Below are 21,558 nucleotides of genomic sequence, written 5' to 3'. Positions count from 1 at the left end.
GAGGAATTCTGTCTCAAAAACAGCTTATGAGACAGAATTAAACGTCTTTACATACTGTGCCGGAGTTAAATTTGTTTTGTCTTTAAATACCCTATAGAAAGTAGCCCTGCTTTTAAACCCAGACAATTCGGCAATAGCGTCTATAGTTAAATCTTTTGATTTTTCTAACAAAATAATCTTAGATTCCTCTATTCTAAAATCATTCATAAGATCAGAAAAGTTTTTACCCATCACTTGATTGATAGTGTCTGACACCAATCTTTGAGATAATTGTAAATCTTTTGACAATTCAAAAATGGTATAATCTGACTTTAAATATAATTTGTTTTGATTTAGGTGCTCAAGTATTAATGTTAACGTAGTCTGTAAATCTTCTACATTCTCTTTTTGCTCTTTATTATTTTCAACACTACTTAATTCTTTTTTATCAAAAACATCTGTATCATATGTCACCTTATTTGTAAAACTTTTATACACCATAATAGGATAAAAGCACGAAGAAACCAGAGGTGTTGCTAAAAGGTCTGAATACATTATATAATTAGGAAAAAAACTCATTTGTACAACATATACAATCAATATTAAAATATTAAGATACAATAAACGAGTTACAAAAAATCTAAGCCACTTATAATTGGTTTTATCAGCAATAGATATGTATTTTTTTGTTTTCATTCTGTTTACTTTTCTAATGCTCCAAGTGATGTATATAGCAAAATGGATTATTTGTGCTAAATAAATAATGTTAGTAACCAAATCTTCTCCTGACACTATTCTTAAATAATTTTCATGAATAAATTCTTTCGATTGAAGATTGATGTATATACCATAAATAGTAACAATAAAAACTGGAAAAAAATGAATGAGGTGTTTTCTTTTAAATTGATAATTATTGCCTTGAACCAAATAAATATAGAAAAGTAACAGTGGGCCAAATAAAAAAGTAGTTGACGAACCTAAAAAAATGAACACCAGATATTCAGAAAAATATTCCAAATACAAAAGAGGGTTGATGATTAAAACAACACTAGGAATAAAAACCAATAGTCCCAAAACTTTATTGACTAACGTATTATTTTTCTTGAAAAATAATATTAAAAAAAGCACCATTAAATTTGCAGCTGCAAGTAAAGAAAATATGACTAATAATTTTAATTCTGTCAAATCATTCATAAAACCCAATATATAGACTAAAACTTATAATAAATACTAGAGATGTAACTAGTTTTTGCTAAAATATTATTTTTTCTGATAAGATATTCGTTCATAAGGGTTTGTAATAACTCCTAAAAATTAATTTATATTCTATCTAAAGGGAATTCTAATTAATTTTAGTTTTTAATCTAAAAGATAAAATATGCCAGTAATAGAATTAGTAAAAGGAAAAACCTATAAATATTGTACTTGCGGACATTCTGCATCTATGCCTTTTTGTGATAGTGCTCATGTAACTAAAGGAGGAGGAAAACCAATTCTTTTTACAGCAGAAAAAGATGGAGGGGTTGCTCTTTGTGGTTGTGGAAAAAGTAGTAACAAACCTTATTGCGACGGAAGTCATAACGGATAAAACAAAAAGCCTCACTAAAGTAGTGAGGCTTTTCTTTTATTATAATTAAAGTTAATTTCTTAAAAATTAGCTTCCATTTTTTCTTTAATCAAATCTAATCTTAAATTTCCTACAGAACCAATATGGGTATGATTTACATTTAAATCTGGTTTAAACTCTCCCTTTTGAATTTTAGCACCTACAATTTTATAAGCATCTCTAAAAGGAGTTCCAGCTTGTACCAAAGCATTTACTTCTTCTACACTAAAAATGTATTTATACTTATCATCTTCTACAATATTTTCTGTAATAATGATGTTTTCTAAAGAGAACACCATCATATCTAAACAAGATTTTAAAGTAGATACTGATGGAACTAATCCTTCTTTTACCAATTGTAAATCACGGTGATATCCACTTGGTAAATTGTTGGTAATTAAAGTTAACTCGTATGGCAACGCTTGTAATTTGTTACACTTTCCACGAATCAACTCAAATACATCTGGATTTTTTTTGTGAGGCATAATACTAGACCCTGTTGTTAACTCATCAGGAAAGGTAACAAAACCAAAATTCTGACTCATATACAAACAGATATCCATACTCATTTTTGCCAAAGTTGCCGATAAACTTGCAATGGCAAATGAGATTGATTTTTCTAATTTACCACGTCCCATTTGAGCTGCTACCGAGTTTACTTTTAAGTTCTCAAAACCAAGCTCTTTAGTAGTCATTTCTCTATCAATAGGGAAAGAAGAACCGTAACCTGCAGCAGAACCTAAAGGGTTTTGATCTGCAACTTTGTAAGCTGCATCTAAAAAATACACATCGTCAATCAAACTTTCTGCATAAGCAGAAAACCACATTCCAAAAGAAGATGGCATGGCTACTTGCAAGTGTGTATATCCTGGTAATAAGTGATTTTTATATTTTTCGGCCAATTCAATTAACAAATCGAATAATTTTTTAGCCCAATCTTTTAATTCTAAAATGGCATCTTTAGAGTACAAGTGCACATCTAACAAAACCTGATCGTTACGAGAACGTGCTGTATGAATTTTCTTTCCAGCATCTCCTAACTTTTCGGTTAACAACCACTCTACTTTAGAATGTACATCTTCAAAAGAATCTTCAATGGTAAAAGTTCCGTCTTCAACCGTTTTTAAAATATTGTTCAACTCGGCAACCAATCCTTTTAACTCCTCATCTGTAATGGTTCCAATAGAATTTAACATTCTAGATTGAGCAATATTTCCAAGTACATCGTACTTAGCCAATTGTAAATCTAATTCTCTATCGTTTCCTACAGTAAAAAGATCAATTTTTTTATCTGTAGCATATCCTTTATCCCAAAGTTTCATTTGTGTACTTTTTATATGGATGCAAAGATACTTTTTTAGATGCAGAGTGGAAAGTGATAAATTAACAGAGTTTAATATCGGATAATTTAGTCCGTTATTAATAATTTTATGTATCTTTGTACTAGACAATAAAAGTTAAAGATGTTTTCTAAAGCCTGTGAATATGCCATAAAAGCTACGCTACATATTGCTCATTCGAGTAATAGAGATGAAAAGTGCAGCCTAAAAAACATTGCCGAGGCCATTGCATCTCCTGAGGCTTTTACTGCAAAAATATTACAATCGCTAGCAAAGAACAACATTATTATTTCTATTAAAGGTGCTAATGGTGGCTATGTTTTAGACAATAAAAAACAAAAAACCACTACTTTAATGCAAATTGTAACTGCTGTAGATGGTGATAAAATATACAATGGATGTGGTTTAGGTTTACATCAGTGTAATGAAGATAAGCCCTGTCCTATTCACAATGAATTTAAATTGATTAGAAATAATTTAAAAGAAATGTTACAAAATACAACCATTGCAAAACTTAGTAGCGAATTATCAGAAGGTAATTCCTTTTTAAAAATCTAAAAAAAATTTATATACAAATCGGACAAAAATATCCAATTAAAAAATATCATTATGAGCATACAAGAAAACACCATTATCGGAGAATTAGTAGCAGAACATTATCAAACAGCTTCTGTATTTAAATCATTTAAAATAGATTTTTGCTGCAACGGAAATCGAAGCATTTTAGAAGCTTGTGAGCAAAAGGGAATTGATGTGCAGCAGGTTTTAAAAAAATTAAACGATTTGTCTTTTAATCAAAATGAAGGAGAAATTGATTTTAATTCATGGGATTTAGATTTACTAGCTGAATACATTCAGAAAAAACATCACAGATATGTTATTAAAACCATTCCTGAATTAAGTCTTTACCTTAAAAAAGTAGCTGCAGTTCATGGAGAACATCATCCGGAATTATTAGAAATTAGAGATTTATTTCTAGCTTCTGCCGAAGAATTATCTGCACACTTACATAAAGAAGAAAACATTGTTTTTCCTTTCATCAAGTACATGATTGAAAAAGAAAACGGAACCCTTGAACCGCCATTTTTTGGAGAATTAAAAAATCCTATCGACTGTATGAAAGAAGAGCATAACAATGAAGGAGTTAGATTTAGAAAAATTGCTGAATTAAGTGATAATTACACACCTCCCGCAGAAGCTTGTAACACTTATAAAGTAAGTTTTGCTATGCTAAAAGAATTTGAAGAAGATTTACACAAACACATTCACTTAGAAAACAATATTTTATTCCCAAAAGCCATTGAATTGGAAAAAGAATTACAATTTGTTTAAAAGGATATTCTAATATGAGAAATGCCATAAATTATAATTTATGGCATTTCTATTTTATACTATTTTATTCAATAAGTTGATATAAAAATCTACTCCATCATACACTTCTTGTACATAAATAAATTCATCTGCTGAATGAGAACGTAAAGAATCTCCAGGTCCTATTTTTACAGATTGGCAAGTCAACCTACATTGATCTGATAAGGTTGGAGAACCATAAGTTTTTTTTCCTAAAGCAATTCCAGATTTTACAATGTCGTGATTTGGATCTATAGATGACGAATTTAATCGTAAAGAACGTGGAATAACATCACACTCAGTATTTTCTGCTATAATTTCAGCAATTTCTGCATTGCTATATTGGTCCGTTACTCTACAATCTACCACAAAAGTTAATTCAGAGGGTACCACGTTATGTTGATTCCCTGCATTGATTTGAGAAACCGTCATTTTTACCTCTCCTAAAAATGGAGACACTTTTGGAAATTTATAAGAATTGATCCACTCTAAATCTTTTAATGCCTTAAATATTGGATTTTGATGATTTGGAATATGTGCTGCATGCCCAGGAGTTCCCGTTACTTTTCCATCAAAAACCACCAATCCTTTTTCTGCAATAGCCAAATCTAACAAAGTAGGTTCTCCCACAATAGCCACATCTATTTTAGGCATGATGTTTTGCATATAAGCAATTCCATTTTCCCCAGAAATTTCTTCCTCGGCAGTGGCTGCCAACACAAAATTGTATTTTAAATTTTCTTGATTGTAGAAATACACAAAAGCAGACATTAGTCCAACCAAGCAACCTCCAGCATCATTAGAACCTAAACCATATAATTTATCTCCTTCTATTTTGGCTTCAAAAGGATCTCTAGTATAAGCTTGGTTAGGTTTTACCGTATCGTGATGAGAGTTTAATAAAATGGTAGGTTTGCTCTCGTCAAAATATTTATTGGTAGCCCATATATTATTCAAATCTCGTTTTACTTCAACTCCTCTTTCCTTTAGCCATGCTGATAAAATTTCAGCAGTTGGTTCTTCTTCTTTTGAAAAAGATTGGGTTTGAATTAAGTTTTGTAATAATTCTAAAGCTTCTTTTTGTAGTGTTTCTATCATATCTCTTAGTTTGTAAAGTCCAAAAGTTTGTAAAGTCATCAAGTCACTTTACAAACTTTAAAACTTTCTCACTTTAAAAACTAATTACAACGTTAAGGTTGTAAACAATTGTTCTTTATTTTTAATCACTGTTGGGTTTCCTATAATCACTTCTGACACCCCTTGTTGTAAAGCATTAAAACAGTTTTCCATTTTAGGTAACATTCCATCCGCAATAATACCATCTGCCTTTAACTGGGCATATTTTTCTGAGTTGATGTCTGTAATCACAGAATCATCATCCTCTACAGAAGTTAACACACCGTTTTTCTCGAAAGTATAGACCAAAGAAACATCGTATAATTTAGACATTCCTACTGCGATGGTACTCGCAATTGTATCTGCATTGGTATTTAATAATTGTCCCTTTCCATCATGCGTAATCGCACAAAAAACAGGAGTCATTCCTCCGTTGATAAACGTAGCAATGTTTTCTGCATTGATACCATCAACATCACCAGCAAAACCGTAATCTACATCTACCACCACACGTTTATGAGCCTGAATAGAATTTCCATCCGCACCCGACAATCCCAAGGCATTACAATTTTTACTTTGCAACGTTGCTACGATGTTTTTGTTTAACAAACCTGCGTACACCATGGTTACAATTTCAATAGTAGCTTCATCGGTTACTCTACGTCCGTTAACCATTTTGGCTTCTATTCCTAAATCTCCCGCCAATTGAGTAGCACGTTTTCCACCTCCGTGAACCAATATTTTATTTCCCTCTAAAGCAGCAAAATCTGTTAGGAAACTCTCTAATGCCTCTGCATTGTTAATTACGTTTCCTCCTACTTTTACGATGGTTAGTTTTTCCATTTATTAAGTTTGTAAAGTTTGTAAAGTTTGTAAAGTTGAAAGTGTTGTAACTTTAAAACCTTCAACTTGTAAACTTTTAACTCATTTCTTCTAATATCTTTTTTAATACAACTTGTGCAGAATAAGTCCTGTTATTGGCTTGTTTGATGACAATTGAATTTTCAGAATCTATGACTTCATCCGCTACAATTACATTTCTACGAACTGGTAAACAGTGCATAAATTTTGCATTGTCTGTTACAGCCATTTTATCGGCTGTAATCATCCAAGAGCTATCTGTGTTTGCTACTTTTCCATAATCGTTATAAGACGACCAGTTTTTTGTATAAATAAAATCTGCTCCCTCAAACGCCTTCTTTTGATCGTACTCAATAGTAGCTCCTTTGGTTCTTTCTGGGTTTAATTCATATCCTTTTGGATGTGTAATTACCACCTCAAAATCATCTTCGTGAGCTAAGGCCATTTCTGCAAAAGAATTCCCTACTGCATGAGGCAAAGCTCTAGGATGTGGTGCCCAAGACAAGACTACTTTTAATTTCTTTTTAGCAGGTTTGTGCTCTTCAATCGTAATCGCATCAGCCAAGGCTTGTAATGGATGCCCTACGGAAGATTCCATATTTAAAATAGGCACCGTAGCATATTTTGTAAAAGCAGACAATACTTCTTCTGCTTCGTCTTTTTCTTTGTCTTCTAATCCTGCAAACGCACGAATAGCAATAATATCACAATATTGAGAAATTACCTCTGCAGCTTCTTTAACATGCTCAGATTTTCCCTGATCCATAATGGTTCCATCTTCAAACTCTAACTGCCATCCTTCCGAACCAAAATTCATCACTATAGGTTCCATACCCAAGTTCAATGCAGCTTTTTGTGTACTTAAACGCGTACGCAAACTGTTGTTAAAAAATAACAAACCAATGGTTTTGTTTTTTCCTAAAGCCTGATCTTTTAATGGATTCTTTTTGATTTCAATCGCTTCTTTTACCGTGTCTTTAATACTTGGTAAATCGTGAATGGATAAGTAGTGTTTCATATAGATGAAAAATTTTTATGAAGTTCAAAATTACGGAATTTGTAGTGGAATAACTATTTAGTTTTTACAAACAAAAAAGCCACTCCTAAGAGTGACTTTTCATAAAAAAACGAACCTTAACTAACTATCCAATTTTTGGTTTCTCAATCTTTTAATTTGTTTTCTAGTACCTCTAACCCTCTACCAGAGTGTTTGTAAAAGTATGGAAACACACCATCTCCATGCTGCATGTATTCCTGAGCAGATTTCCAAAAAGAACCATTCATATACCCTCTAGATTCAGAAGAATATGATTCTTTACGTATTTGAGCAATAATACTTTTTAATTGTAAACGTGTTTTCCAAACATCCATTAAGCGCACATGCATAAACATGGTATCCCATTTATCATACTCAGCTTTATGAGCTTCAATGATTATTTTTTCAATTTCTTGTAAAGCAAGTTCCATTGCATTTGCAAAATCTTTTTGATTTAAACTTACTTTATAGGCTTCAATAGCATCTGCCACAATTTGTAATGCTTTTGCAGAATACATATGAACAGCTACTTGGTATGTAAAATGTGCTTGATAAAAATCTTTTCTGTCATTAGGAATTTCTTTGGATAATTTTAAAGTTGATTCCCATAAACTAGGAAAGAAATCTGCTGTTTCTGCTAAAGGTTCTTTTGTCTGAGACAGGCTATTTATTCTTTTTAAACCTTTTGTACTTTCCATTATTTCATCAAAAGTTTGACCTTCTACAATTCCTTTTCCAAAACGTTGTAATGCTGATTGAATTAAATATTGTAACAAATGTTCTCCTCTAGCACCTTTCCATCTACCCTGTACCGGCATCTTCTCTCTCATATAAGGAATATCATAATAATGTAAACGTAAATCTGTTAGTCCCGAAGCCAGTTCTTCTCCAAACTCTCTAGCATACCATGCTATTAAATAATCTTTCATAGCTACTTCAGGAGACTTACGAAGTGCTGGTGTTGCATCCCATAAAAAGTCACTTATAGCATTTACAGACAATGCTGCAGGACGTATCCCACTAACATTAATCACAGCATATTTTGTCGCTCCTTTTTCTACATAACGCTTTAGTTCTTTATAAAAACGTGCTGGAGGCACTCCTTCTGTAGTACGGTTTTGAGTTAACATCATCATCATGACATGATAATATAAACCATCTCCTTTTTGCAAGTATTTTCCGCCATTATCCCTCATAAAACCACGTCCATCATCAGCAAACATTTTAGTGACTCCATCTGGGATTTTTAGCAAACCTTTGTTATAAAAAGCTCCTTGTTCGTTCCAAAGTGCAGCAACTATTGTTGCATCTGGCTGGTACTTTCTAATAAGATCTACTTGTGCTTGCATGGCCTCTGCAATCACTTTTGCTCTTCCTTCTTCTGTTTTGGGAGCTGCAGGATCACTATGCCAAAACGCACCATCGCTTTCTCCCCTAAATCCAATTGTCCATACAATTTCTTTGTCTGCTTGTACTTTTATAGCTTTTTCCCATGCATCTAATAAAATTTCTTTTTCTGTAATAAACGAAAAAGGAATATTTTTTGGCCAGTTCATCATATTTAAACCAACAGGTGTAACATGATGATGGTTTACGGCAACTCCTCGCCTTTTACACAAATCATAAACATTAGCATCTGGGTATTGTGCAGACTCCGGAATAATCATGTTTCCTTTGGTCCTTAACAAAGTTTCCAAAATTTTATCCATCCATTCTGATGCGATTACATTTCCTCCTAAAGGATCACGGTGCATACCATCATGTAACTCTTCATCATTGATAAACCAACCTCTATACTCAAACGTTGGTTTTTTAGATTTGATTTCGAAACCTGACTGTAATTTTATCTCTGATTTCTTTTTAGGAACATGATCTGTAAAAATATACATAGGATCTATTCCTAAAACTTTCTCTGTAAAAGTATAGATTGCATAAATAGTTCCTCTATCATCTGCTCCAGCAGCAAAAACAGCCGAGTTCTTATTTTTTGAGTTGATTTTATCTAAAAAAACATGAAAATGCTCTTTCTCTATAGGAAGCTCAACCTTAGTTAAACTTTTAATGTTTTTTGAAGATCCAAATACAATAACTGGTCCTTTCCAACTAGTGGCTGGTTTGTTATGAAAAATAACTGGCGGATAACCAAAAACTTTATACCAATCTTTTTCAGCATCTCTAATAGCCATCTGTATTGGTACTCTTCTATAATCTTCCTCACTAATCACCCAAGGAGTATCCCCCGTAACCTCAATTCCATTTATCTTTGTAGTTTGTGCCTTTGTAATAAAAACGCTCAAAAGAAACACGACAAATGTAACTTTACCTAATATATCACTAATTATTCTCATGTATTTACTCATTATTATTGGTGAAATTTTCAACATCAACTAGAATAATTTTTTCTCGAGCATCATTATTACGTTTTGTCAAGGTTACATTTTTAAATTCAATATTTTTAGCATGACGAACATAAGCTCCCCATGAAGGCAATACACCAAAGAAAAACTGTTCTGGATATCTTGCTATATCTTCTGGAACATCACTTTTAATCTCATTTTTTGTTAAACCACCTGGATAAGAAATGTTTATATTTTCTAAAACAACATTTTCAATATAATGCCCAGGTATTCCAGAAATCATAATAGGTCCTGTTTTAGACATCATCATGTCTCGTTCTTGTTCAGGGGTACGTTCTATGTGTTCTTTATAATTAGCACGTTCTAAATTTTGGTATTTTACCTGTGCCACCACATCACTAATTCTTATGTTTTTAAGTGTTCCTACAGGAACTCCTTCTGGCTGAGCATCTTTATTGTATTTTTGTCCTTCAAAATTTTCATAATTCCTTCCTCTATTTCCTAATCTTATAAAAATAGGATTCCCTACATCTTCCATTACGATTCTAGAGATATCTACATTTTCTAATCGTCCTCCATCAACCAATTGTAGTTTTATTGCTCCCATCGGACAATCATAAAAATAACAATTACTCACATTTACATTGATAAACCCACCTCTTGAAGAGGTTCCAAATTTTAAAGCTGCAGTATTGCTTGAAACTATACAGTTTTTAACTTCAATATTTTTACAAGCATTTAATGTACTTTTTAAACAGATCGCATCATCACCAGCATCTATATCGCAATTTTCTATAAGTACATTTTCACATCCATCTATATCTAAGCCATCATTATTATATCCATTATTTCTAAATCGAACAATAGTTCCATTAAAATGTACATTTTTGCTATCAATAATATGAATACCCCATGAAGCTGGGCGCTTGTATGTTACTCTTGAGAAAGTTAATCCATCACAATTCACCATTCTTAAAAGTCTTGGTCTTGGGGAATCTTTTTTTCTTGGAAAAAACTCAGGAGTACCTCTACCATCAATAACTCCTAAACCTTCAATAGTAATATTCTTTGCATTTTCAGCATAAATCAAACAGTGTATCCCCCCTTCTCTAGGTGCAATTAAGTCCGTAGCATAGTCTTTAATATCTTGACTTCCCAACAAATTAGCACCGTAATCTAAAGATAAAGTAACATTACTTTTAAGTTTTATTGTACCAATAATATAGTTTCCTTCTGGTATTCTAACTTTACCTCCTCCACTTTTAGCACAAACATCAATTGCTTTCTGGATGGCTTTTGTATTTATTGTTAAACTATCACCTACTGCTCCATAATTTTTTACATTATATACATTTTTATAGCTTCCAAAAGAAACTAAACATAGTGCTAATACAACAATTTTTAATAATTGATTTTTCATAGTTTATAAGAATATATTTTATCTTTTTATATCCTTCAAACTTACGTTCTGATGTTTAACTTAAAAGGCTCATATCAATCATTTTGTTTCTCAAATCTTGATTTCATCTATATTTCACATCCATAAACAGCAACATCTAAACAATTAATAATAAACCTATTAATTGTTTAGATGTTATATATAAAATCCCTTAAATTATTATATCCTTTTTTAAAAAGAACCTGTATTATTTTTTTAATCAATTACCTCTAAATCATACACCTTAAAATTATCGACTGTCATATGATTAATCGTTGTTCTTATTCCAAAATAACCTGAAGTAAGAGGTTCACTATCTTTAAAGTTAAAAATCAATTGATTATTTCGGTAATATTGCACAATACCTTTATAGTTAATAATTTTGATATGATTGACCACATTACCTCCTTGTATTAAATATTTTGGCTCTTGTAAATCATGTTCCGGCAACATTGGTCTAGTACCGTCTCCAGGATATCTTCTTAATCTTGTGGTAGAATTATTTCGCCCACCAAAACCTACATAGTACAATTTTAAATAATTATAATCTCCCAATCCTCCTTTTTGATTTATGATATTTACATAAAAATCATCTGGATTTTCAGGATCTGAAGCCATCCAAAAACAATTTAAATCAGACACTCTATCGTATTTAACTCCTTTATCAACCATCACCGCATCATATTCAATCATTAAGGGAGCTTCTAAATTCTGATCATACCACACAGTACAGCCTCTTTTAGAATTAATTTCTAATTTTCCATCTTTTAAATCAACATAACTACTATCTTTTTCAAACTGAGGTATCCATTTAGAAATATCACCACTAAAATCATCACTATATAACAAAGAAGCTTTTACAGTTAACGTATCGTTTATCACTACTTTTTTTTCTTGTGCTGATAAACTCAGCATACTTAAGAATATTAAAAACTTAGCGGCATACTTTTTCATATTGATTAATTTTAATTGATTTATATCCTTTACATAAAGATATTATCTGATAATTTATACTCATAAAAAAAGTCACATTGTTAAACATGTGACTTTTAAATTTTAAAATTGAGAATTGTTTACAACAATTCTTTTAATGCTTCTACAAACACATCAATATCTGCTTTGGTTACATTTAAAGGTGGTAAAATACGCAACAAGTTTTTGTTGTTAGCACCTCCTGTAAATATTTTATAGTCGTAAATTAATTTCTTTCGCAGTTCTCCTACTTCATAATTAAATTCCAATCCAAGCATTAATCCTTGTCCTTTTACTTGCTTTAAACCTGGAAGATCTTTTACTTGTTCTTGGAAATATGCATTTACATCTGCAACATTTTGCATTATGTTTTCTTGCTTCATTACATCTAACACAGCAATACCCGCAGCACAAGCCAAGTGAGAACCTCCAAAAGTAGTTCCTAACATTCCGTACCAAGGCTCAATATGATTGGCAATTAACACACCCCCAATAGGAAAACCATTCCCCATTCCTTTTGCCATTGGAATGATATCTGCCTTTACTCCATGGTGTTGGTGTGCAAAGAATTTACCAGAACGTCCGTAACCAGATTGAACTTCATCTAGAATAAGACATACATTGTTCTCTTGCGTAATTTTTCTTACTGCTTGTAAAAACTCCGTGGTTGGCATGTCTAATCCTCCTACTCCCTGAATAGGTTCTACAATTACCGATGAAACATCTCCTTTGGCAATCTCTGCTTTTACCAACTCAATATCATTCAACGGCAAAATAGTAACCGGATTGTGTGCGTTGATTGGAGCAATAATTTTTGGATTGTCTGTAATAGAAACGGCTCCAGAAGTACGTCCGTGGAATCCGTTTTTAAAAGCAATTACTCTAGATTTTTGATTGTAGAACGATGCTACTTTAATTGCATTTTCATTGGCTTCTGCTCCACTAGAACATAAAAACAAAGCATAGTCTTCTCCACAACCAGACAATTCCCCTAATTTATCAGCCAACTCTTGCTGTAAAGGATTTTGAATAGCATTAGAATAAAAACCAATATTACTCAACTGATTTTCTAAAGCTGCTTTGTAAGTTGGATGTGTGTGACCAATAGAAATCACACCGTGACCTCCGTATAAGTCTAAATATTTATCTCCTTTATTGTCCCAAACATAAGCTCCTTGTGCTTTTACAGGAGTTACGTTGTATAATGGGTAAACGTCAAATAATTTCATTTTGATTTAGCTTTTAGCCTTTAGTTTTTGACTATTGGCAGTTTATCATCTCGACTCCGCTCGATGACCTTATTAACGCCACAATGTGGCTAAAATGCACTTCCTTTTAAATTCAATCCTAAAGTTTCTTCAAAACCAAACATTAAATTCATGTTCTGAATGGCTTGTCCTGAAGCTCCTTTTAGTAAATTATCAATAGCAGAGTAAATTAAAATTTGATCTCCGTGCTTGATAATAGAAATAGCACATTTGTTGGTATTTACTACTTGTTTCATATTTACAGGTGCATCCGTAATGTGTACAAAAGGTGCCTCTGCATAATAATCTGTATATATTTTTTTAGCTTCTTCTAAAGTTCCATCGAACTTAGTATAGATAGAGGCAAAAATACCACGACTAAAATTTCCTCTGTTTGGAATAAAAAACAATTCTCCTGTTTTCCCTTCTTGCAATCCTTCTAACGTTTCTCCTATTTCACCTAAATGTTGGTGTGTAAAAGGTTTGTACACAGAAAAATTATTATCTCTCCAAGGAAAATGAGAAGTAGCACTTGGCGAAACTCCTGCTCCTGTTGCTCCTGTAGTTGCGTTGATGTGAATATCGTTCCCTAATTTTTTAGCTTTTGCTAAAGGCAACAAAGCAAACTGAATACAAGTAGCAAAACAACCAGGATTGGCAATGTATTTTGCTTTTTTAATTTCCTCTCTTCTAACTTCTGGCAATCCGTACACAAACTCTTTTCCTTCAAAAACCATATCGGCATTTAAACGAAAATCGTTACTCAAATCGATGATTTTAGTGTTGTCAGAAAACGTATTGTTTTGTAAAAAAGTAGTAGAATTTCCATGTCCTAAGCACAAAAACAACACATCAACCTCTGGGTTAATAGTATCTGTAAAATCTTGCTCGGTATCTCCTAACAAGTCTGCATGTACTTTGTATAATTTGTTTCCGGCATTAGAAGTACTGTATACAAAATCTAAAGTCAACTCAGGATGATTCATAATCAACCTAATTAATTCTCCTGCTGTATATCCTGCTCCTCCTACTATTCCTGCTTTTATCATTTTAATTTAGTTTATAAAGTTATAAAGTTACAGGTTAAAAAGTTGTTTATCTTGATTTAGATAACTTTTAAACTTTAAGAACTTGCAACTTGACAAACTAATTTTTATGCCTCTAACAAATCTTTATTTACGTGGTAAAAGATTTTGTTTTGCATTCCGTATATTTTTATAAATCCTTTGGCATCTTGACTAGACCAAGCATTGTTTTCTTCTCCGTAATCTGCAAATCCAGAAGCCATTAAATCGTATTTAGAGTCTATTCCTGTTACGATAAAATGATAAGGACGTAATGTTACATATACATCTCCACTTACTGTTTTTTGAGAATCTTCTAAAAACTTTTCTATGTTACGCATTAAAGGCTCTAAGTACTGACCATCGTGAAACAAGGTTCCGTATGTAGTTCCTAATCCTTCTTTGGTAATTTGTTGTGCTTTAGACAACGTGTGTTTTTCTAACAAATGGTGTGCTTTGATAATTACGGTTGCAGCAGCAGCTTCAAAACCAACACGTCCTTTAATTCCCACAATAGTATCTCCAACGTGAATATCTCTACCAATGGCAAAAGCAGAAGCAATTTCTTCTAACTTTAAAATATTGTTTACCGGTGTATCTTTCACTCCATTAAAAGCCACTAACTGACCTTTATCAAAAGTTAAGGTTACCTCTTCTTCATCTTCTCTTTTTAATTGACTTGGGTATGCTTCGCTTGGCAATGCTTTTTGAGACTTTAACGTTTCTACTCCACCTACTGATGTTCCCCAAATTCCTTTATTGATAGAATATTTAGATTTTTCCCAGTTCATATCTACTCCGTGAGATTTTAAATAATCTATTTCTGTTTGACGAGATAATTTTAAATCACGAATTGGAGTGATGATTTCAATTTCTGGTGCTATGGTTTGGAAAATCATATCAAAACGAACTTGGTCGTTTCCTGCTCCAGTAGAACCATGCGCAATGTATTTTGCTCCAACAGATTTTGCATATTTCACTACCTCAATAGATTGAAAAACACGCTCTGCAGATACAGACAATGGATAAGTATTGTTTTTTAATACGTTTCCATACACCATATACTTAATGGCTTTGTCGTAGTATTTTTCTAAAATATCTTTGTTTTCATGAGAAGTTACTCCCATTTCATAAGCTTTTTTCTCAACGGCAGCCAATTCTTCTTTGGTAAAACCACCAGTGTTAACCAAAACTGAATGTACTTCTAGCTTTAATTCGTTGATTAAATATTTTACACAATACGAAGTATCTAAACCTCCACTATATGCCAATACTACTTTATCCATGATATTATTTAGTTTGTAAAGTTTTAAAGTTAAAAGTTCGTAAGGTTTTTACTTCTCTTTTTAAACTTTTCTAAAACTTAATTTCTATTTATTTGCTTCATTCTAAAGTTGAATTTTAGATCAAAATTTTAACTTTTTAACCTTCAACTTTATAAACTAACAATTTCAGTCCGCAAAAATACGGAATGTGAATGAAACATTAAAAATTAACAGATGAAAACACTAATTCGGAACCGAATTAGATTTTTTTAACAATCTCTAGCTCTTTTTGCGAAAGAATTTATCTTTCAATTTAGCCAGCTTTGCTTTAAACTCCCAACTAGGTTCTTTAGTTGCTTTTTTACGTTCCACTTCTTTAGGATCGTGCAACATACCTGTACACAAACACATTTTGCGTTCGTTACGTTCTAAAATATCGAAGTTTTTACAAGATTTACATCCATTCCAAAAAGCTTCATCTCTAGTTAGCTCTGAAAAAGTAACAGGCTTATATCCTAACTCATAATTAATCTTCATTACAGCCAATCCGGTTGTAATTCCAAAAATTTTAGCATCAGGATACTTTTCTTTAGAGTGATTAAATACTTTTGTTTTGATTTGTTTTGCCAATCCTTGATTTCTATAATCAGGATGTACAATTAAACCAGAATGCACTACGTAAGATTTATTTTCCCAAGTTTCTATATAACAAAAACCTGCAAACTTTACTCCGTCTAAAGCAATTACTGCATCACCACTTTCTAATTTTTTCTTGATATACTCCGGCGTACGTTTAGCAATACCTGTACCTCTTACTCTTGCAGAAGTTTCAATAGTATCGCAGATAATGTCGGCGTATTTAAAGTGTGATTTGTTAGCAGTTACAATTTTCATTGTTGTTGATATAATTTATAAGTTGTTTTCATATTTTCTGATGTTGTCTAAAATTGTGAATAGCACTTTTTAAAGTGACTACTCCCTACATCGTCGCCTACGAAAACATACAACAACAGTCTTGTAGATAAACATATCTACAAAATAAGAAGAAAATAATAATTCACCTGCTAACTGCATGATTTAAAATAAAAAAATAGGTGGCAAAAGTACAATTATAAATTAAATTGATGAAAATTATTTAAGGTATTCTAAAAAAAGAAGGGTTCATTTTTAAATTTAAAAACGAACCCTTCTTTTTAGCTATGCATTCTCACTACTCAATTACTATTTTTTCTGTGAGTTTAACGCCATTTTCAAACGTTAATTTCATCAAATAAAAACCACTAGACAACTTAGATACGTTTATCCTATTGTTATCATTACTTGCTGTATAAACCTTACTTCCTGAAACATTATAAATACTTACCTCAGAAAGTTTATATGGAGAATTAATATTGATATAATCTCTCGCTGGAATTGGAGAAATTTGTAAAGTCTCTCTAACTTCACTTTCAAAACTTAAGTTCGAACTCGTTAAACTTGAAGTAAAAGAATCAAACAAATAAGTTCCTACATTTTTTCCACAAATAGCTTGTACCTCAATTTCAGTAACTCCAGAATCAATCGTAAATTCATGTTCAAAATATTGATAAGTGGACGTTAAAGAAAAGGTAGATGAAGTAGTAGCTCCAAGATTTGTTTTAACTTTAAACCCAAAATCTGCTCCAGCATCCGCTGATTTTGCATAACACCCTATGGTTAACTTATCACCATCAATAGTACCTGTATAATTAGTGTTTGACAATGCAACCTTACCATAAGTTGCTTCTGCAGTAGTTACAACAACCTTTGCTGCCACTGAACCTGCTTGTACATCACTTGTCTCACTACTCAATGAAGCTACAGCTGAACCAGAAGTACCTAAAGACCAATCTACATTATAACCAGACTCAAATCCTGGGTTCACAACCACTTCTGTACCTGGTGATGTTACACTAACTGGATAAGTACCAACCACATCATCTAAATACAATACTCCCTGTACTTCTCCACATTGAATTCTCAACACAACATTATCTGTATCTACTTCATCTAAAGTAAATGTTTCTTCGTATTTAGCATAAGTTGATGTCACATCAAATTTGGTGTTTCCTGTATAAGTTTTAGCAGAACCACTAGACTCTTGAACTTTTAATTGAAACTTTAATTTTGCTGCATCAGGAGATTTTGCATAAGTTGACACAGTGATTGTTTTCCCATTTAAATTCCCTTCAAATAAAGTATTTTCAATTCTTACGTGTCCTAAACTACCTGCAGTAGTCACTTCCACTTTAGCAGCTCCACTACTACTATTTCTTGACTCTGAAGATCCATCAGCTAACTTTGCAACAGCTGAGTTTGTATACGTTAAAGACCAATCAATATCAAACCTACACTCAAAATCTCCATTACGAACTATTGAACCATTTACAGGAGCAGCACATAATTCTCCAGGCTGAATATCAGAACCTGTTTCTGCATTCATTTCTTCATAAAGAGTTTGTTGTGTTTCTATAAAACTTGTATTGGTTACAGTATGAGAAGCTCCAACCTCACTACGCTTATCAAATAAAATCTTTTTTAACTCAGCAACTTTAGCAGCGTTATCAGCACTTATATCATTTGTTTCTCCTGGATCCGCAACTACATCATATAATTCATATTGCCAGTTGTACTTTAACTCAACCAACTTATACTGACCTTGTCTTACAGCTGCCATAGATGGATTTCCTGTTCCCACTTTAGCAAAATCATAATTCCAAACAATCGCTTCAGATCTTTCATAACCAGTATTTTCAAGAGCGTCCTTAAAACTTATACCATCTTTATGTTGAGAAGGAATCAAAGAAACTCCTGCTATTTCTAACATTGTTGGATAATAATCTGTACCTACAACCGGCGTATCTTCAACGGCACCATGTCTAAAACTTGGACCATAAACGATTAATGGCAAACGAATTCCTCCTTCATACAACCATCCTTTACCTGTTTTTAAAGGCTTATTAGAGGTTACCATTTCTCTATTACTAGTAATTGGCACGGTTGAAACACCTCCGTTATCCGAAGTCAAAATAATTACAGTATTATCATCTATCCCTAAGTCGACTAATTTAGCTCTAATATCTCGTAAGCTTTCATCAATACTCTGAATCATAGAAGCATAAGTTACATTATCTTGATACAGCTTTGTTTTTCCTGTTAACTCATTTACAGAAGCATCTACAGGGTAATTATTCACCGCATTCTTATCTGCATATTTTGATTCGTATGCTGCTTTTCCTTCAATTGGGGTGTGTACACCGTAGTGAGAAACCATTGCCACAAAAGGCTGTGTAGGATTTGCAGCAACATGATCTCCAATCCACTTATTCGTTTCCAAAGTAAGTCTATCTGTTAAGTACTCTTCATCATCACCACTTCTAGGAGTATCAGTATCATTTGTACCATCAAATCTTGTGGTACCAATATGCGGTAATTGCCCTTCTGATTGAGTTTCATATGGAAACCAATACGTTGGAGGCGCTCCAAATTCACCACCTGCAATATTGGTATCAAACCCTTGTGCTTCTGGCATTTCATCTGCTTGGTGTGCCAAGTGCCATTTTCCTGTAAAGAAGGAAGCATAACCATTATCATTCAAGGCTTCTGCCCAAGTATAATGACTTGCAGTTAATTGATCTAACTCTGGCCTATAAGCATACTGCCCTGACATGATAGATTTTCTTGACTCTACACATCTAGGTGCAGCTTCATAAGCATTGGTAAAACGAATTCCATCTGCAGCTAATTGATCAATTGCTGGAGTTTCGTAGTAGGTAGACCCATAACAACCTGAATCTGAATACCCAAAATCATCTATAATAAAGAAAATAATGTTAGGCTGTTGCTGTTGTGCCGAAGCTGACACATAAAACATACTACATAGAAAAAGAAATATAAGTCTCATAATTTAATTTAGATTAGCATCACAAATTTAATTACAAACCGCTATTACCTAGGTCTACAATACAACGCAATAGGTTTAACAATTAACCAAACGTAGGTTTTTTACTACTTTAAAGGTGATGATTTATGATTTCTCTATTCTTTTTTACTTCCTTAAAGTCAAAAAAAAACGCTGTCAAGTAACCAGCTTGACAGCGAAGAAATAATCAACATGAATATAATTAAATCAATAATTATGAAACAATAAGTTCAACAAAACATTATTTATATATATTTCAATATCCTCAAATATAAATATATTTTTTATTAAAAATTAAATTATACTTAACAAATTAGATGTTATTTAAATTTTTTATCAATACTTTTTATAATATCATCAATTCTACTAGATTCAATATTATAAGTCATATTCATATTTTTCTTTTCTGGAAACTCTTCAATCATTACAGTTTGAGAAGGGAATGCAAAATCTACGCCTAGCTCAGCTGCTAAATTTAAAATAGCCATATGAAGTTTATGTTTTGAAGATTGTTCAACCCCCCACTCCAAAGAAAGGAAATAGGTGTTTACCAAAATTTCTAAAGACGAATCTCCAAAACCAGTAAACTCAACATTATATGATCTTGTTAGTGTTTCAGGATGAATTTCTATAATTTTTCTAACTCCCAAAACAAAAGCCTCTATTAATTCTGGTGGAGTATCATATCTAATCCCCAACTTGGTTTGATACCTTCTATACTGTCTTAACCCTTTATTATTAATAACAATTTCTGACAACTTACTATTTGGGATTGAATAAACAGAAGTATCTACAGCTCTAATTCTTGTAGACCTAAACCCCACTTCTTCTACTGTTCCTTCAACACCTCCACCTTCTATCCAATCTCCAATTTGGAAAGGTTTGTCTAAGAAAATCATAAAAGTCCCTATCAGGTTCTTTACTGTGTCTTGCGAAGCCAAAGCCACTGCCAAACCTCCAATAGAAGCCCCTGCAATTACTGTTGTGGTATTTACCCCAAAAACAGTTAACATTTTTAAAACTCCTAGCAACACCACCAAAACTTTTAACAATCTGCTTAAAATAGGCGCTAATTGATCGTCTAACTTACTTTCTGTTCTAGAAGTATATGATACAAAAACCTCTATAATAACACTTACGATTTCTAAAAACACATAAATCCACAGTACGATTTGACCTATTTCTAAACCTTTGATAAGAAAAGAGTTTATATCAATTTGAAATTGTAGTGTAGGAATATAAATTTCTACCAAATAGAACACAATTAATAAAGCTGATGGCCTTGATAATTTATCTAAAGTTTTACTTAAAGAATTGTGACTAAACCTCATGAAAGAAGATTCTAAGGCTTTTAAAAAGCGGAAAATAATTTTATTGATAATCCAACTTAAGAACACACCAATTAAAACAAAAATAATCACCCCTAAATATTGCCACAATTCAATTCCTAATAATTCTATGTGCCCAAAGCCAGGAACTATACTTTTGATAAAATCTGTTCCTACAGGAAAAACATTATGATATAAAGCGAATATTTTTTCGTTGGTTTCTTCACTATAATACCATTTTCCATCAACTTTTCCCAAATAGATTTCTGGAATCCTATCTGGAAACAAAACATACTGACTTTTAATCTCTCCATCTGAAACAGTATCTTTATATTTTGCATTTAAAGGCACCTCTTTAAAATTTACCTTTAACCCTTTTCCATCTAAAACCTGCTTTATTTTTAATGCAATTTCTATAGATTTTTCTGGCGATTTACCATAAATAGTTCTAGCTGCTTTTGCCTCATCATAGCTTTCGGGTTGTAAAAAATGTAAATGCGTATAAATGGTTTTATACGGATTAGACAAATCTACTTTTACTTCATCTGTAGTTTGAGCAAACAGATTTAAAGAAATTAAACAGAATAAGAAGTATATTTTTCTCATGGTAGGTGTTTTCAATTTTACCTCAAAAATACGGATTTGAAACTCTCTCAAAT

The 21,558-nt window shown here is 32.3% G+C and carries 17 protein-coding genes; 3 read left to right on the top strand and 14 right to left on the bottom strand.

Annotated elements, in window-relative coordinates; all coding sequences use genetic code 11:
- Positions 1 to 24: 24 nt before the first annotated feature.
- Positions 25 to 1,173 carry a helix-turn-helix domain-containing protein gene (locus AXE80_RS00535; protein ID WP_068823974.1) on the bottom strand — a complete coding sequence of 383 codons (1,149 nt, stop codon included), beginning with the start codon at positions 1,171 to 1,173 and terminating at the stop codon, positions 25 to 27.
- 184 nt (positions 1,174 to 1,357) lie between these two features.
- Between AXE80_RS00535 and AXE80_RS00530 the strand changes: the two genes are divergently transcribed.
- A complete protein-coding gene (locus AXE80_RS00530; RefSeq protein WP_068823973.1) occupies positions 1,358 to 1,567 on the top strand; it encodes a CDGSH iron-sulfur domain-containing protein in 210 nt (69 codons plus the stop codon).
- Positions 1,568 to 1,626: 59 nt separating this feature from the next.
- Here AXE80_RS00530 and argH read toward each other — a convergent pair whose 3' ends face one another.
- Positions 1,627 to 2,907 carry an argininosuccinate lyase gene (gene argH, locus AXE80_RS00525; RefSeq protein WP_068823972.1) on the bottom strand — a complete coding sequence of 427 codons (1,281 nt, stop codon included), beginning with the start codon at positions 2,905 to 2,907 and terminating at the stop codon, positions 1,627 to 1,629.
- Positions 2,908 to 3,048: 141 nt separating this feature from the next.
- On the opposite strand from argH, the gene AXE80_RS00520 reads away from it, so the two are divergent.
- Together AXE80_RS00520 and ric are read left to right on the top strand one after the other, a co-directional pair.
- Complete coding sequence (locus tag AXE80_RS00520) at positions 3,049 to 3,483, top strand: RrF2 family transcriptional regulator (protein WP_068823971.1); 435 nt, start codon at positions 3,049 to 3,051, stop codon at positions 3,481 to 3,483.
- Between the two features lie 51 nt (positions 3,484 to 3,534).
- Positions 3,535 to 4,257 (top strand): iron-sulfur cluster repair di-iron protein, encoded by a 723-nt coding sequence (gene ric, locus AXE80_RS00515; protein WP_068823970.1) that lies wholly within the window; start codon positions 3,535 to 3,537, stop codon positions 4,255 to 4,257.
- Between the two features lie 54 nt (positions 4,258 to 4,311).
- Here the strand turns inward: ric and AXE80_RS00510 are convergent, their stop codons facing one another.
- The 12 genes from AXE80_RS00510 to AXE80_RS00455 all read right to left on the bottom strand — a co-directional run bounded on the left by AXE80_RS00510 (position 4,312) and on the right by AXE80_RS00455 (position 21,505).
- The gene (locus AXE80_RS00510; RefSeq protein ID WP_068828567.1) at positions 4,312 to 5,373 is read right to left on the bottom strand and encodes a M20 family metallo-hydrolase; all 1,062 of its coding nucleotides are present in this window, start codon (positions 5,371 to 5,373) and stop codon (positions 4,312 to 4,314) included.
- 84 nt (positions 5,374 to 5,457) lie between these two features.
- Entirely contained in the window at positions 5,458 to 6,234 is a 777-nt protein-coding gene (argB, locus tag AXE80_RS00505) for an acetylglutamate kinase (protein ID WP_068823969.1), read from the bottom strand.
- Positions 6,235 to 6,310: 76 nt separating this feature from the next.
- Complete coding sequence (locus AXE80_RS00500; protein ID WP_068823968.1) at positions 6,311 to 7,270, bottom strand: N-acetylornithine carbamoyltransferase; 960 nt, start codon at positions 7,268 to 7,270, stop codon at positions 6,311 to 6,313.
- Between the two features lie 143 nt (positions 7,271 to 7,413).
- The gene (locus AXE80_RS00495; RefSeq protein WP_068823967.1) at positions 7,414 to 9,585 is read right to left on the bottom strand and encodes a glycosyl hydrolase 115 family protein; all 2,172 of its coding nucleotides are present in this window, start codon (positions 9,583 to 9,585) and stop codon (positions 7,414 to 7,416) included.
- 55 nt (positions 9,586 to 9,640) lie between these two features.
- Complete coding sequence (locus AXE80_RS00490) at positions 9,641 to 11,065, bottom strand: glycoside hydrolase family 28 protein (protein WP_083194426.1); 1,425 nt, start codon at positions 11,063 to 11,065, stop codon at positions 9,641 to 9,643.
- A 234-nt stretch (positions 11,066 to 11,299) separates the two neighbouring features.
- The gene (locus AXE80_RS00485; protein ID WP_068823966.1) at positions 11,300 to 12,037 is read right to left on the bottom strand and encodes a DUF6250 domain-containing protein; all 738 of its coding nucleotides are present in this window, start codon (positions 12,035 to 12,037) and stop codon (positions 11,300 to 11,302) included.
- Positions 12,038 to 12,156: 119 nt separating this feature from the next.
- Positions 12,157 to 13,284, bottom strand: a complete 1,128-nt coding sequence (locus AXE80_RS00480; RefSeq protein WP_068823965.1) for an aspartate aminotransferase family protein — start codon at positions 13,282 to 13,284, stop codon at positions 12,157 to 12,159.
- Positions 13,285 to 13,373: 89 nt separating this feature from the next.
- Positions 13,374 to 14,351, bottom strand: coding sequence for an N-acetyl-gamma-glutamyl-phosphate reductase (argC, locus tag AXE80_RS00475; RefSeq protein ID WP_068823964.1), 978 nt, complete (start codon positions 14,349 to 14,351; stop codon positions 13,374 to 13,376).
- 104 nt (positions 14,352 to 14,455) lie between these two features.
- The gene (gene argG / locus AXE80_RS00470; RefSeq protein WP_068823963.1) at positions 14,456 to 15,652 is read right to left on the bottom strand and encodes an argininosuccinate synthase; all 1,197 of its coding nucleotides are present in this window, start codon (positions 15,650 to 15,652) and stop codon (positions 14,456 to 14,458) included.
- A 258-nt stretch (positions 15,653 to 15,910) separates the two neighbouring features.
- Positions 15,911 to 16,525 carry a GNAT family N-acetyltransferase gene (locus AXE80_RS00465; protein WP_068823962.1) on the bottom strand — a complete coding sequence of 205 codons (615 nt, stop codon included), beginning with the start codon at positions 16,523 to 16,525 and terminating at the stop codon, positions 15,911 to 15,913.
- Positions 16,526 to 16,841: 316 nt separating this feature from the next.
- Positions 16,842 to 19,553, bottom strand: a complete 2,712-nt coding sequence (locus AXE80_RS00460) for a sulfatase-like hydrolase/transferase (RefSeq protein ID WP_083194423.1) — start codon at positions 19,551 to 19,553, stop codon at positions 16,842 to 16,844.
- 338 nt (positions 19,554 to 19,891) lie between these two features.
- Positions 19,892 to 21,505 (bottom strand): mechanosensitive ion channel family protein, encoded by a 1,614-nt coding sequence (locus tag AXE80_RS00455; RefSeq protein ID WP_068828556.1) that lies wholly within the window; start codon positions 21,503 to 21,505, stop codon positions 19,892 to 19,894.
- Between the last annotated feature and the right edge of the window lie 53 nt (positions 21,506 to 21,558).

It is taken from the genome of Wenyingzhuangia fucanilytica (genome assembly GCF_001697185.1).
Lineage (GTDB): Bacteria > Bacteroidota > Bacteroidia > Flavobacteriales > Flavobacteriaceae > Wenyingzhuangia > Wenyingzhuangia fucanilytica.
This window is presented reverse-complemented; position numbering and strand designations above follow the sequence as displayed.